The sequence below is a fragment of the Candidatus Methylospira mobilis genome (assembly GCF_009498235.1).
GTDB classification, from domain to species: domain Bacteria; phylum Pseudomonadota; class Gammaproteobacteria; order Methylococcales; family Methylococcaceae; genus Methylospira; species Methylospira mobilis.
Genome location: NZ_CP044205.1, coordinates 2,714,450 through 2,728,757, shown reverse-complemented (window position 1 = coordinate 2,728,757; position 14,308 = coordinate 2,714,450). Strand labels below are relative to the sequence as shown.

The 14,308-nt window shown below is 53.6% G+C and carries 13 protein-coding genes; 3 read left to right on the top strand and 10 right to left on the bottom strand.

The genetic code is table 11. The annotated features are described in order from the left end of the window. Positions 1-51 precede the first annotated feature (51 nt). The 7 genes from F6R98_RS12305 to F6R98_RS12275 all read right to left on the bottom strand — a co-directional run bounded on the left by F6R98_RS12305 (position 52) and on the right by F6R98_RS12275 (position 9,640). A complete protein-coding gene (locus F6R98_RS12305) occupies positions 52-4,212 on the bottom strand; it encodes a methyl-accepting chemotaxis protein (protein WP_153249277.1) in 4,161 nt (1,386 codons plus the stop codon). 30 nt (positions 4,213-4,242) lie between these two features. Then, a complete protein-coding gene (locus tag F6R98_RS12300; RefSeq protein WP_228124855.1) occupies positions 4,243-4,797 on the bottom strand; it encodes a chemotaxis protein CheW in 555 nt (184 codons plus the stop codon). Positions 4,798-4,823: 26 nt separating this feature from the next. Beyond that, positions 4,824-5,885 (bottom strand): protein-glutamate methylesterase/protein-glutamine glutaminase, encoded by a 1,062-nt coding sequence (locus F6R98_RS12295; RefSeq protein WP_153249276.1) that lies wholly within the window; start codon positions 5,883-5,885, stop codon positions 4,824-4,826. Further along, positions 5,882-6,739: a CheR family methyltransferase gene (locus tag F6R98_RS12290; protein ID WP_153249275.1), complete on the bottom strand. Its 858-nt coding sequence runs from the start codon at positions 6,737-6,739 to the stop codon at positions 5,882-5,884. Before F6R98_RS12290 ends, F6R98_RS12295 begins: the two co-directional genes overlap by 4 nt. Then, complete coding sequence (locus F6R98_RS12285) at positions 6,736-7,968, bottom strand: chemotaxis protein CheA (RefSeq protein ID WP_153249274.1); 1,233 nt, start codon at positions 7,966-7,968, stop codon at positions 6,736-6,738. The genes F6R98_RS12290 and F6R98_RS12285 overlap by 4 nt, the downstream gene beginning before the upstream one ends. A 651-nt stretch (positions 7,969-8,619) precedes the next feature. Continuing rightward, the gene (locus tag F6R98_RS12280) at positions 8,620-9,105 is read right to left on the bottom strand and encodes a hypothetical protein (protein WP_153249273.1); all 486 of its coding nucleotides are present in this window, start codon (positions 9,103-9,105) and stop codon (positions 8,620-8,622) included. A 61-nt stretch (positions 9,106-9,166) separates the two neighbouring features. Further along, the gene (locus tag F6R98_RS12275; RefSeq protein WP_153249272.1) at positions 9,167-9,640 is read right to left on the bottom strand and encodes a hypothetical protein; all 474 of its coding nucleotides are present in this window, start codon (positions 9,638-9,640) and stop codon (positions 9,167-9,169) included. Positions 9,641-9,771: 131 nt separating this feature from the next. Between F6R98_RS12275 and F6R98_RS12270 the strand changes: the two genes are divergently transcribed. The 3 genes from F6R98_RS12270 (at position 9,772) to F6R98_RS12260 (ending at position 11,873) form a co-directional block, all read left to right on the top strand. Then, positions 9,772-10,995 carry a transporter gene (locus F6R98_RS12270; protein WP_153249271.1) on the top strand — a complete coding sequence of 408 codons (1,224 nt, stop codon included), beginning with the start codon at positions 9,772-9,774 and terminating at the stop codon, positions 10,993-10,995. A 138-nt stretch (positions 10,996-11,133) separates the two neighbouring features. Continuing rightward, positions 11,134-11,445 (top strand): H-NS histone family protein, encoded by a 312-nt coding sequence (locus F6R98_RS12265; RefSeq protein ID WP_153249270.1) that lies wholly within the window; start codon positions 11,134-11,136, stop codon positions 11,443-11,445. Positions 11,446-11,591: 146 nt separating this feature from the next. After that, a complete protein-coding gene (locus F6R98_RS12260; protein WP_153249269.1) occupies positions 11,592-11,873 on the top strand; it encodes an EF-hand domain-containing protein in 282 nt (93 codons plus the stop codon). Positions 11,874-12,192: 319 nt separating this feature from the next. On the opposite strand, the gene F6R98_RS12255 is transcribed toward F6R98_RS12260, so the two are convergent. Genes F6R98_RS12255 through F6R98_RS12245 form a run of 3 tightly spaced genes read right to left on the bottom strand, consistent with a single transcriptional unit; the run spans position 12,193 to position 14,306 of the window. Next, positions 12,193-12,549 carry a (2Fe-2S) ferredoxin domain-containing protein gene (locus tag F6R98_RS12255; protein WP_153249268.1) on the bottom strand — a complete coding sequence of 119 codons (357 nt, stop codon included), beginning with the start codon at positions 12,547-12,549 and terminating at the stop codon, positions 12,193-12,195. After that, the gene (gene cobJ / locus F6R98_RS12250; protein WP_228124854.1) at positions 12,542-13,927 is read right to left on the bottom strand and encodes a precorrin-3B C(17)-methyltransferase; all 1,386 of its coding nucleotides are present in this window, start codon (positions 13,925-13,927) and stop codon (positions 12,542-12,544) included. Before cobJ ends, F6R98_RS12255 begins: the two co-directional genes overlap by 8 nt. After that, positions 13,914-14,306, bottom strand: a complete 393-nt coding sequence (locus F6R98_RS12245; RefSeq protein WP_153249267.1) for a cobalamin biosynthesis protein — start codon at positions 14,304-14,306, stop codon at positions 13,914-13,916. Before F6R98_RS12245 ends, cobJ begins: the two co-directional genes overlap by 14 nt. Positions 14,307-14,308: the final 2 nt, after the last annotated feature.

Here is a 14,308-nt window from a genome sequence, read left to right as displayed (position 1 = left end):
GTACCAGAGCGACAAATCAAAAATATCATTCTTGCCTTCCAGTCCATAGAGTTAAAAATCGCCAAATCCACGCTCATCGGCATCCAGCGGCAGCGTCAATTTTGGCGCGCTTTTCTTGTGTCCGGCGCTGTGCTGTGTTGCCGAAGCAGGTGCATAGACAGCCTGCTTATTGTCGCCCAGGCCCATTTGATGCAGCATTTCCGGCGATAGCTTTTCCAGATTGTGAACAGTCGAAGCGCCGGTTTTTTGCGTGTTGCGCAAGGTAAAGCTTCGTACTTCGTTGCGCATCAGGTTCGACTGATCTCTAAGCTGATTGGCCGCAGCAGCCAGCTCGGCGGCTTGCGAGCTGCCTTCCTGGGCGGCTTTTGCAACCTGATTCATTGCTACATTGATTTGTGTGACGCCGTGTGACTGTTCAACGCTTGCGGTAGCGATTTCTGCAACGAGATCTTTTACCTTGACGACATTGCCGACGATTTGGCCCAGCGCTTCGCGTGTTTTTTGCGTGATCGCAACGCCTTCGGTGACGCGCTTGCCGGAGTTTTCTATCATTTCTGCGGTTTCGCGCGCGGCCTTGGCGCTGCGTCCCGCCAAATTGCGCACTTCTTGCGCGACTACGGCGAATCCGCGTCCGTGCTGTCCGGCGCGCGCCGCTTCGACTGCGGCGTTGAGCGCGAGCAGATTGGTCTGGAAGGCAATTTCGTCGATGACCTTGATGATCTTGGCGATATTCTGCGACGAGGCGTCGATCGCCGTCATCGCCTGCACCATGTCTTCCATGCGCGCCTGGCCTTCGTTGGCGGCCTGGGCGGTGCCGGTTACCAGTTGGTTGGCCATGTTGGCGTTGTCGGTATTGGCTTTGACCTGGCTGTCGGTTTGTTCCAGGCTGGATGTGACTTCTTCTACCGAGGAGGATTGCTCTTCCGAGGTTGCCGCCATATTTTGCGAAGCCACATTGAGCTGTTCTGAAGATTGCCCTACGCCTTCGACCGCGTCGACGATCTGGTGCAAGGTATTGTTGAGGCGAACCATGGCCGTTTCGTAGGAGTTTTTGACCTCCAGGAAGTCGCCGCGGTATTCGCCTTTCAGTTCGGCGCTGAGATTGTTGTTGCCCAGTTCCGCAATGGCCGCCGCCAGATTGTTGACCGGGCCGATGACGGAATCCAGCGTGTCGTTGACACCCTGCACGATTTTGCGGAAGTCTCCCTGATGTTTGCTCGCATCGGCGCGTGTCGCCAGTTTGCCCGCGACTGCCGCCGCCGACAAGGCGTTCGCATCGGCCACCAGTGCGTTGACGGCGTCGATGGCCTTGTTCAGGTTGTTCTTGATCAGGTTGAAGTCACCGTTGTAACTGTCGGTGATCTTCTGCGGAATATCGCCGTTGGAAATACGGTCCACGTAGCCTGCGGCGACATTCAACGGCCCGATAACCGCGTCCAGCGTGTCGTTGACGCCCTGCACGATCTTGCGGAAGTCGCCCTGATGCTTGCCGGCGTCGGCGCGCGTCGCCAGATTGCCGGCAACCGCCGCCGCCGCCAGCGTATTGGCGTCGGCGACCAGCGTATTCACCGCGTCAATGGCCTTGTTCAGGTTGTTCTTGATCAGGTTGAAATCGCCGTTGTAACTGTCGGTGATCTTCGGCGGAATATCGCCGTTGGAAATACGGTCCACGTAGCCTGCTGCGACATTCAACGGCCCGATAACCGCGTCCAGCGTGTCGTTGACGCCCTGTACGATCTTGCGGAAGTCGCCCTGATGCTTGCTCGCATCGGCGCGCGTCGCCAGTTTGCCGGCGACCGCTGCCGCCGCCAGCGTGTTGGCGTCGGCAGCCAGCGTATTCACCGCGTCAATGGCCTTGTTCAGGTTATTCTTGATCAGGTTGAAATCGCCGTTGTAGTTGTCGGTAATCTTAGGCGGGATATCGCCGTTGGAGATGCGATCCACGTAGCCTGCTGCGACATTCAACGGCCCGATAACCGCGTCCAGCGTGTCGTTGACGCCCTGTACGATCTTGCGGAAGTCGCCCTGGTGCTTGCTTGCATCGGCGCGCGTCTCCAGTTTGCCGGCGACCGCTGCTGCCGACAAGGTATTGGCGTCGGCAACCAGCGTATTCACCGCGTCAATGGCTTTGTTCAGGTTGTTCTTGATCAGGTTGAAATCGCCATTGTAGTTGTCGGTAATCTTAGGCGGGATATCGCCGTTGGAGATGCGATCCACGTAGCCTGCTGCGACATTCAACGGCCCGATAACCGCGTCCAGCGTGTCGTTGACGCCCTGCACGATCTTGCGGAAATCGCCCTGATGCTTGCCGGCGTCGGCGCGCGTCGCCAACTTGCCCTCGACCGCCGCCACTGACAATCGGTTGGCGTCATTCACCAGCGCATTGATGTTGTTTTTGACCAGCAGCAGATACTCGTGTATCTGATCGTCGTTCGAGGCTTTGCCCATTTCCACGCTCAGATCGCCATTGGCGATGCCGGTAATGTACCTGATAAGCTCGCTTAACCAGCCATGAACGCCATTGACGGCTTCCTTCATTTTCTGGTGATCGCCGTGACAGATGATCTCGACTTTTTCACGCAGATTGCCGCCTCGGATCAGCGACAGGATGCGGTTGCCTTCGCCGATCGGCAGCAATATTGCATCCAGCATTTCGTTGGTGCCGCGCAATACTTCGGCATATGCGCCTTCGAACCGTTCCGGCTTGGCGCGCTCGGACAGTTGCCCTTTATTGGACGCATCGGTCAAGCGTCCCATCTCTTTTTGCAAATTACCCAGTACATCGGTCACGTGAATCAGGCTCTTGGCCAGTTCGTCCTTCTCCGAACGTACCGTGACCTTGACCGACAAATCGCCTGCGGCAATGCCCTGAGCGGCCGCGACTTGCTGATTTATGGCGTCGATACAGATATTCAGGTTGTTTTTAAGGGTATTGAAATCGCCGTTGTAGGTATCGGTAATCTTTGGTGGAGTATCGCCGATGGAGATACGGTCCACATAATGGGCCGCGACGTTCAATGGTCCGATGACCGCGTCCAGCGTGTCGTTGACGCCCTGCACGATTTTGGCAAAATCGCCCTGATGCTTGCCGGCGTCGGCGCGCGTCGCCAGTTTACCCTGTACGGCAGCAACCGAGAGCAGGTTGGCGTCTGCCACCAGGGCATTGACCGCGTCGATGGCTTTGTTCAGATTATTCTTGATGGCGTTGAAATCGCCGTTATATTTGTCGGTAATCTTTGGCGGGATATCGCCGTTGGAAATACGATCGACATAGTCGGCCGCGACGTTCAACGGCCCGATCACTGCGTCCAGCGTGTTGTTGACGCCTTGCACGATCTTGCGATATTCACCCTGATGTTTACTTTCATCGGCCCGGGTCGCCAGCTTTCCTTCCACTGCGGCATTAGCCAGCAGGACAGCGTCTGCAATCATGGCCTTTACCGCATTCTGCGCGGTTACAATTGCCTTGAGCATTTGGCCGGTTTCGTCATTCCGATCAACCTGTAGCTTGAAGGAGAGATCGCCTACGGCGATCTTGTCCGCCGCATCAACTGCTTCTTTCAGCGGGCGAGTAATGCTGCGCGTGACCCAGAACGTAACGATGCCGCTCAACACAAGCGCCAGGCATGTCAGCAGCAACATCAACTGCCATGCCGATTGATAATTGGCCTGCGCTTCCTGGCCGGCTTTCTCCACCAATTCGCTTTGAATGTTGATCAGGTTGGTGATGGCATCCATGTAGGGTGTAAAGAGAGGACGCACTTCGTCCATCAGATAAACGGAGGCTTCCTTGTTCTGACCGCTCTTCATTATGCGTATGAAGTTGTCCTGCACAAGCAAATACTTGGATCGGGCATCCTTCACAGCAGCCAGCGTCGCCTTGCCTTGATCTGTAGTGATCGTTTTTTCCAGTCTGGCCATATCATCATTAATCGCCTTGCGTACTTCCTCTACGCGATCCAGTTCCTTAGCTGCCAGTTCCTTATCTGTTAGCAACAACGCGTTACGCATTGCGCGCGCAACAATGTTGACCTGTTTGATGATATCGTTCGCGAGTACCGTTTTCGGATAGCGGTCACCGCTTATCAGCTTAATAGATTCATTGAGTTCGCCCAAGCGCGCCGTACCGAACCAAGCGATTGAGGCCATCAAAATAAGTATGAAGCCAAAACTCAGGGATAAGCGCATACCCATTTTCGTATCACGAAACATAATTTTCACCCTTTGCGTAAGGTTATAGGATCATTTGTTCTGTTGGTTTTCTTTGACTATGCATCCAAGATCGATATCGTGATCTGATACCAGCCGCTCTATGTTCAGCAACATGACCACTTGCTCGTCACGCTTACCATAACCCCTGATGACGCTGTTCTCATTGTGAGTCCCCTTGAGTTGCGCGGGTTTTTCGACATCGGCAGCCGGTATTTCCAATACTTCGCTGACGTAATCGACTACCAGGCCTACCAGTACATTATTGATATCCAATACGATAATAACGGTTCGCTCGTTGTACTCGACGGCTTCCATATTAAAACGCAGACGTACATCCATTACCGGGATAACCTTGCCGCGCAGATTGATGACGCCCTTGATGAAGTGAGGCACATCCGGCACTTCCATGATGCGCTGGATGCCGACCACTTCGGTAACATAACTGATGCCGATACCGTACTCTTCCCCCGAGACGCCGAAAGTGAGGTACATGTCCTCAATACTGTCTTCGTCATGAAAAACCAGTATGGTGTTCTCTTCTTCATCGGCGCCGCGCGTTTTTTTGGACTGTTCGATTTCCGACACGGTTATTCTCCAGACTAAATATGTGGTTAATTATCCCTGCGTTGCAGGGCGTTGACCAGCAGTGCGGGTATGTTTTCCAATGGAGCCAAACTTTCGGCGCCTCCCATCGCCCAGGCCACGCTCGGCATGCCGAACACTACGCAAGTTTCTTCGTCCTGCGCCAGCGTGCGCCCGCCTGCCTGACGTATCGCCAGCAGGCCTTCGGCGCCGTCCTTGCCCATGCCGGTCAGTATCGCGGCTGCGACATTAACGCCGGCAGCGCGTGCGACGCTGTTAAGCAGCACATCAACCGAAGGGCGGCTGTAATTGACCGGGTCGCCATCTATCAACGTGATGCGGTACTGTCCTCCTGAGCGTATCACGGTCATATGCTTTAGGCCGCCGGGAGCCAGCAATATACGACCAGGTTGCACACGGTCGCCTTCTTCGGCCTCCTTCACCTGCATTCTGCATAGTTCGTTCAGCCGTTCGGCAAAGCTGTGGGTAAATCCGCCCGGCATATGTTGAACGATGACGATGCCGGGCGCGTCGGCAGGGAAGGCAGGCAGGATGCGCGTCAAGGCTTCGACGCCGCCGGTGGAAGATCCGATGGCGATAACGCGGTCCGTGGTGTTTCCCAGGTTGGTAACGGCACGAACTTCGCGGCGGTTTTCGCGTTTGAGGTGGGCGACGCTGATTTGAGCCGCGGCCTTGATGCGCCGGTTGATTTCGTCCTGCAGTTTCGGCAGTTCGTCGACTACGCCGACTTGCGGTTTGGGTATGAAGTCTACAGCTCCGGATTCCAGCGCGTCCAGGGTGATGCGTTGTCCTTGTTGCGTCAGGGAGCTGATCATGAGCGTTGGTATCGGCATGACCGGCATGTAATGCTTCAAAAAGGTTACTCCGTCCATTTTCGGCATTTCCACATCCAGGGTGATCACATCGGGGCGATTTTCCACCATGATATCGCGCGCGGCGTAAGGGTTGGAGGCCTCGCCGATAACTTCCAGGTCGGGGTCGCGCTTGATGCCGTCGGAAAGTATGCGCCGGACCAGAGCCGAGTCGTCGACTATCAGGACGCGAATGCGGCGTTTATGCGTGATGTTCATGCGCCTAGCCCCCTGCGGTATACGCCCGGTTGTATGTTCACCCAGCGCGTTTTAAGATCCCGTAGCGACACCGTTACGCTGGTGAGTAACCAGCCGCCCGGAACAGTTACGTCGTAAATCGCTTCGGCAACATCGTGTTGTGTGGCGCGATCGAAGTAATACAGCACGTTGCGACAGAACACGACATGAAATTTCTTTTGAAAAGGGTAGGGCAGGGCGGTCAGATTCATTCGTCTAAAAGTACATAACGGGCGTATATTATCGCTGATACGGTATTGTCTCAGGCCCGCCGGCGCAAGGTAGTTGCCGATGTCGAGCGGTTTGCCCAGCCAGGTTGCGGGTATGTGGGTAACATGATTTTCCCCATAAATGCCGCCTTCGGCCTGGTTGACCACATTGGCGCTGATATCGGTGCCGAGTATGGCTAGATTCTGGCTGGCCCAGGCGACCCCGCGCCGTTCGCAGATCTGGATGGCAGTGGTATAAGCCTCATCGCCGGTCGAGGCAGCCGCGCTCCATATTCTGACATTGTTTTGCGGCAAGGTCGGCAGGATGCTTAACTCGAAAAAACTCAAAACTTCGGGTTCACGGAAAAAATAGGTATGATTGGTGGATGCGGCATTCATGACCGCGATCTGCACATCGTTCCTGTTGCTGCTTTCCAGCTGTTCGGCCAAAGCCGTCATACCGGATATGTCGAACTGGAAACAAACGCGCATCAGGCGGTTGGCCAACAGTATCAGTTTGTTGTCCTGATAACTCATGCCGCTGCGCGTGCGCAGCCATCGCTGTATACGGCGGATCGCCTGTTCATCCGTATCGGTAATGTTTTCTGGTGAACTGACCCCGGTCATGCGATGCCGACCCCTTGCGCAAGCTGTTCGCAATCAAGCACGATGGCCACTTCGCCGGTGCCAAGCAGCGCGCAGCCGACGCTGGCGCGCACATGGGCCAGCGGGCCGGGCAGCGGTTTCATCACCACCTGCTGCTGATCGTAAATTTCGTCGATGGTAAGCCCTACCGGCCCGGCGGCCGTGGTCAGCACCACCATGATCTGGCTATCGAGCGCGGGGAGGGGGCTGTTCGATACTTCCTGGTAAAACTGCTGTAAACGGCATACGGGTATCAGTCTTTCACGCACGCGCACCAGTTCTCTATGGTCTTCGGCGGACACCGTCTGCGTCTGGCTGGCCAGCGGGCGAAAAACTTCGCCTATCTGTTCCACCGGCACTGCGTACAGGCGCGCGCCGACGCGCATGATCAGGCTGTCCAGAAAGGCCAGCGACAAGGGTATGGAGAGGACGACGCGGGAGCCTTTGCCGGCCTCGCTGTGCACGGCGATACGTCCGCGCAGTTCTTTCATGGTGGTATTGAGCACATCCATGCCGACGCCGCGCCCTGAAATGTTGGTCACTGTTTCCGCCGTGGAAAAGCCGGGCTGGAAGATGACTTTCCATAGATCATTGTCGCTGGGCTCTTCATCGGCGCCAAACAATCCGCGCGAACGCGCGCGCGCCAGAATTTTTGCGCGGTTCAGCCCGCGCCCGTCGTCGGAAATGGTAATTTGTATGTCGCCGCCGAGCTGTTCCGCGGTGAGCGTGATGCGCCCGGTTTCCGGTTTGCCGGCAACAATGCGTTCTTGCGGGCTTTCCAGGCCATGATCGGCGGAATTGCGCACCACATGCACCAGCGGATCGTAAAGCCGGTCAGCGACGATTTTGTCGATTTCCACGGTCTCGCCAACCAGCACCAGTTCGATTTTTTTTTCGGTTTGACGTTCGAGTTCGCGCACCATGCGGCGCATGCGCTTGAAGACGCCTTCGATCTGCACCATGCGCAGGCCAGAAGCCGCATCCTGCACTTCACGCACGACCATATTGAGGCGGTGTGCGGATTTTTCGAATTCGGAGAGTTCGAGGCCTTCCAGGTCGGGGCTGTGCACGGCCTCGGAAACGCTGAGACTGAGTTCGCTGACCAGATCCATCAATCGATCCACCTTTTCAGCTTCCACGCGTAAAAAAGCAGCCTCTCCCGTTGAGGGTGTTTTTTCTGGAGCGTTCGCCTGCTGCTTGTCTGTTGTCATAACGCTTTTACCGGCAATGTGTTTGCCGCAGCAGGCTGGCCGGCGCCCCTGAATCGAACAAAACACGCTGGCGCGTGCCTAATCTTGAATGCAGCTACAATCCTTGCCGAGCATTTCATATTCAGTATAGATCCAAGCTATTGTTTTCAATATGATCACTGTATGATTGCATATTGCGTTACTTGACTGACTGGAAAATCTGAATTTCTATGAATTTCTGTGTGCGCCACGATCCGTACCCGTCGAGCGCATTGTGTCCTGCTATTATAAGGCCTATCACAATAAAAATCCCATGCTGAAAATGCATTAATTGACGATATGATATAATGCATTGATAGTATTGTATTCAAGGCAGGGTTCCTGTGGTTTGACTGCATGGCGAGCCGTGTAGATAATCGTAGGGAATTGAAGGCTGGAGCGAGAAAACCTGATAAGCCGGCAGCGATGGATGATAACCGTTCAGAGGCCCGCTGTCATTTTGTCCAATGACGCAAAAAACTGTTCGCGGCGAACCTGTCTAACCTTGAACGAATTAACGGTCATTGCGAAGATTTCGATTCGTTATTCAACACACGCGAGGCGAACGGAAAATCCTTAAAATCGGGGAGTGTCTTATCGGTTAAGGAAGTTTTTTCGCCGCATCCTTGCTTTTTATTTCAAGAGCGGAATCCTTTCCGCCAGTTCCGCATCAACCGCGCTGCGGAAGCGATTTTCTATCTGGTAGAAACGAAGCAATTGCTTGCCGGGAAGAACGATTTCGAACTTTTTAAAATAATTATGCAGCACATGCAGGCGTTCTTCCTGCAGTGCGATGGATTCCATTACAAACTGTTTGGCAAAATCATCGGTCATGGCGTCGAAGTGGCGCCCCAGTTTTGTGATAGTGGCTTTGCGCTGTATGTAGACGAGCATCAGTTCCTGTTGGTACTCATCATAGATAGGCCAGAAATCGTGAGCTTCGCGACTATTCAGCGGCAAGTGCTTATGAATCAGTTTCTTTCGCGCCTCCATGGATTTGTGTACGAATGAGTCGCTGGGTAAGGAAGCGATGGCGGATAAATCCCGAGCCGGGGCCGCTGCGCAATATCCGCCCGCGGTAAGCATCAAGAGCAGCAAGGCAAAGTTTTTTCGCAACATATTGTTATTCTTTAGTGTCTGGCGGGAAAGGAGATCTGAAAAGCATATTGCCGGTGTTGACTTATTTTACCAGTGGAATGCTTTCTGAAATTCTGGCATCTATCGTAGCGCGTATTTGATATTCTATCTGGTAATATCTGGCCAGGTTTTTTCCGGACAAAACCTGTTCCAGTTCCTTGAAATATTGAGACGTTATTTTCAGGCGATCACTTTGCATTTTCAGGTTGTCGCGTATGAATTTCGCGGCGTTTTCGTTACTCATGGCTTCGAAGTCTTCTCCCAGCCGCCCCAGATTCGCGCTTCTGCGTTCGCCCAGTTGCTTAAGCTGCTTTTCATAGGCTTCATAAAGCGGCCAGAAAGCCCGCGCCTCGGTTTCGGTTAGGGGCAGATTGTCGTGGATGAGTTTTTTTCGTGCTGCGAGGTCCGCCTTCTCGATAACAGCTCCGCTTTGCGCCGAACTCGCATCGTCGGCTGCAAGTACACGCAGCGGGCTGAACGCGAGCCAGAGTGCGGTTAAAATTAAAGCGTGGCGCATGTGCTGCCTCCTGTTCCATTTGCGGGCTGCCGTTTATAAGTCCGGACATTTTCAACCCGGACAGCATCCTTAAATATTCTGTTATTATTTCAGCGACTCTTGGTACATGCAATCGGAATATGGAGAAAATAATGGCATGGGGGAATGGCGCGAAGATATGTATGCTGATATCCAACTATAATATTGCCCTGCTTCTGTGTTTTGTTTCGGGATTGACAGGATGCGCCTTGCCGGTCAAATCGGCCGATACGAAAATTCCTTCTGAAAAAAATTCTGTATTGTCAACTTCTGCGGCGGCATCGGGGCCCGCTCCCGCAAACGCTTCCACTGCTGTTGAAGAAACTGCGGCTCAGGATAGTTTTAACCGGCAGGTGCAGGAATATAGCCGGTTGTTGGTTGCCGATATAATGAAAGACGCCGATCTCCAGCCTGTAGCTGCGGAGGATGGGCATCCCGTGCATGCCGATCCCGGCGCATCCGCTATTAGCGCCTACGGAGAGCAGGTGGCTGACGATACCATGGATGAGTTTTTTAAAGGCCGTTACAATCGCTCGCGAGCGCGTCTTCCAGAAAACATAGACAAATGGCGTACGCAGATCGATGTCAGCAACCCGGGTTCCGATTTGGCGAACTTCCCCAACAGCGCATTTACCCTTCCGCAAGGGCGCGGCTATTTCGAGCTGTCTCCCTTTACTTACTACGGGACCGGAACGAATAATCCTGCCCAGTATAATTCCGAATTTCTGCTGCGTTACGGCGCTACCGACAATATCGAGCTGCGCTTGTTTGGCAATGGGGTATCGTGGAGCGGCGGGGCTTCGCAGGCATGGGGTTTTTCTCCGATTGCGTTCGATACCAAGATTCATTTGTGGGGAGAAAATCAGAAGTATTTTCTTCCGGCAGCGGGCCTGGAAGCCTATATACAGACGCCATGGCTTAGCAGTAATCCGGCCTTTTATCAAGGAACTCAGCCTTCAATTAGCTTCAACTTCGATCAGTCGTTGCCGTTTGATATCGACTTCGAGTATAACTTGGGCGCGACGAGAACGCTTACGCAGGGAAATTCATCAGTTAATGCCTGGGAGTTCGTTTTTCAATGGGCGTTTCAGCGCGACTTTTTCAGCAAGGACTTTGCTGTATTCGTGCATGGATATTACAATGCTATGGGCTTGCCGCGTGGACCCCAGGTTTTATCATCGTATGATAACGACAATAAACCCAAACAGAACGCCGTGGGCGCTGGGTTTGTCTGGACCATTAACCATCGCTTGCAACTGTATGGTCAAACCAGCGGTGGAACTACGCAATTCACTAATTCCATCATATCCATGCTGGGGTTTGTTGCCGCTTTCTGAACGATGGAAGCAAGTAGATGAATTGGCTGCCTGTCCTGTTTAGGTTTACAATATTTTAATTATACCATCGAATAAAACGCTTGACTAATATGCCTGTGCAATGGCACATTATACGGGTAGTTATCAATGGGAGAGAATATGTCTACATCATATAAAGAATTACAGGAAAGAATTGCAGAACTATCCAGGCAGGCTGAAGCAATACGCGAGCAGGAGCTGGCCAATGTGATTGCCGAAATCAAGCAGAAGATACATGAATATGGCATTACCGCAGCTCAGTTGGGTTTTCGTGGTGAAGGCGGCAAGGCTTCAGGGCGTAACAAGCCGAATATCGTTGCAAAATACCGTGACCCTGACAGCGGCTCGACTTGGGGCGGAGTAGGCGCCAAGCCGAAATGGCTCAGACATTATGAGTCTGTCGGGCGCGATAAGGAAGAGTTCAAGATTTAATAGCTATTTTTTCAAACATCGATTATCGAGGGAATTACAGCGTGATTGTACTTCTGGGTTCCCTTGAAAAATGACAGTCCGGCCGGTTGCTTTAACAGGTTATCGTTTTCAATGTTTCAAGTTCCTCTACTGAAAAGGAAGAAAAAATGTTTTTCAAGTATCTGTCCAACAAATTACCTCGCGTCGTCTTGAGCATCGGAATATGCCTGGCCGCAACGGGAGCCTCATATGCCCAAACTGCCAATGAACAGATCCAGTTGGCTGAAACCCGCTTTAAGGCGGCGGACAAGAATGGTGACGGCAAACTCACGCTGGAAGAGGCCAAGGGTGGAATGCCGCGCATTGCAGCGGGTTTTGAGAATATCGACACGGAGAAGAAAGGCTATCTGACGCTGGAGCAAATCAAGGCAGTTGTCGCTGCGCATTAGTAGCAAGTCCAACGTGGAAACTGTATAAAGCATTTCCGTCCGTTCAGATCTGTACGGAAAAAACCGTCATGGCGACAGGGAATGCCGGTATCCAGCCGACAGCGCCTGCCCCGGACTTGATCCGGGGAGGTTACTTTCCGAAGGCCTAGTCTTCTGGCTATGCGTCAGGGACAGGCCATGATGGTGTACGGGGCCGCAGCACAGTTCTACGGCGCGTAAACGGCGCAGCCCCGATTAATCCCCTGTCTTCAGTATCCCTACTGAAAGCGAGCGGGTGGACGTATCTTATAAACGCTTGGTCACTGTTGCGATTTGGCTTTCACAATTCCGGCCCGCGGTGGTAGATTAAATCCTCGACCGGTTCTCCTCCAACGAGGTGTTGCTGAATGATACGGTCCAGATTGGCTTCGTTGACATTGTAGTACCATATTCCATCTGGTTGTACGCAGACGATCGGACCGGCCTTGCAGGTGGCGAAACAGGAAACCCGGGTACGCTTAACACGCAACGGGCCTTGATCTATGCCGGCCGCCTTGAATTTTTCACCGAGACCATCGAACAGTGTCTGTCCTTCCCCGTTCAGCGTACAGCGCGGGCCGGTGCAAACCAGCAGGAGCCGTTTATAGTCGGCCATTTTCGGTTTTTCTGGTATGGCGGTCCGGGTATCGTCATTCATCGGATTTTTCCTCGATTTCAACAGGTTCTGCAACGTGAAGGTAGATTAGTCCGAATTGCTCGGTTGTGTTTTTAAAAGCTGCCAATGATCCGGCATCGTAAGTTAGTCCCTGCTTGACCAGCAACAACGAAAATACTGCGTTGCCGTGCTTGTCGCAAAAATAGACGCCATGCTGTAGATCGGCGCGGCTAAAAAACCATGCGCGCTGGATACCGCTTATATCGACGTGTAAATGAAAATGCTCATTGACCAGATTGAGCCAATCTCCGCGCCGGACCAGATTAACCGCCTGCAGCAACAATTCCGCGGTTGCGCCGCCCTGGCTACGGACTATTGCGCGCAAATGGCCCCAGGTTTTCGCAGATTCCAGAACTTTTTCGATATTGTCCGCAGGCAAGGCTTTCGCCTGATAAGGTCCTGTCTCTTCTTCAGGCGTTCTGGTAGCAATGGCGGCAAGTATTTCAGCCAGGGAAGTATCGAAATATTGTGCAATGTCGCGTAGCGAAAGCTGCGGCTGTTCCCTGATATGTTTGCGCACGCAGGCATGCCAACCGATCAACCCCATGCTCAGCGAGCGGCCTGCCTGTTCGCCGCCTCTGGTTGCGCCGTTTAGCTGGTCGTATTTGTTGGCATAGCCGCGCGGGGTGATCATCAGCCCTTCGCGTATAAAAGTACTGCTATTGCCGATCAGCACCGTACACAGCATGCCGATATCGCACTCTGCCATGTTGTCCAGGGTGGTTTTGTAAATCGCCTGTCGGCGCCGGTATCCGGATTTGACGATGGCTACAGGTGTTTCCGGGCTCCGATAGCGCAGCAATATGGCTTGCGCTTCGACAATTTGCTGCGTGCGGCGGCCGCTTTTCGGGTTGTACAGTGCGACCACGAAATCACCGCGCGCCGCCGCTTCCAGCCGCTTGGCTATAACCGGCCACGGCGTAAGCAGGTCTGACAGCGAAATAGAGCAAAAGTCATGGGTCAGAGGCGCTCCAACCAGCGCAGCGCAGGCATTCAGCGCGGTTGCACCGGGAATGACTTCCACGCTGATATGACTGTCCGGCGTCCAGCCTGATTTCAGTAATACTTCATAGGTTGGCCCGGCCATGCCATAGACGCCGATATCGCCGGAGGAAATCAGCGCCACGGTTTTGCCCTGCAGCGCTTGTTCGTAGGCTTCGCTGCAGCGGTCGATTTCCTCGGTCATCCCTTTGCGGATTACTTCCTTGCCTTCGAGCAGATCCTGAACCAGTTTTATATAGGTCGAATAGCCGATTACCACGTCCGCTTCGGCTATCGCAGCGCGCGCGCGCTGGGTCATGTGTTCGACTGAACCGGGACCGAAGCCCACTAATAAAATTTTGCCGCTATTTGCCATCATTCATTCTCGCTATCGATACTGTGGCGTTTTTTCCGTCCGTACCCTGGTATTTGTATTTTTCCAATATCAACTCGCCGCCGGATGCCAGCAAAGCCGCTGCTTCAGCCACCGCCGGCGTACCCATGTATTTGCGCACTGTTTCCGATGGGTTTGGCACCGGCACTTGCGCCAAGGTTTCCGCCGGAAAAAAATGCAACGGCCAGTCATGTTGCCGCGCTGCCTGCAGCAGCGCGGTTTCATCGTTTTTCCTGTCGATACTGGCCACTCCGGCTACATCGTGCGGCGTTAAGCCGGCGCTGCTCAGCGCCTGTTCGATTGCCTGCAGCAAGGTATCCAGCGAAGCGTTGCGATCGCAGCCTAGCCCTAACATCACGCGCATGT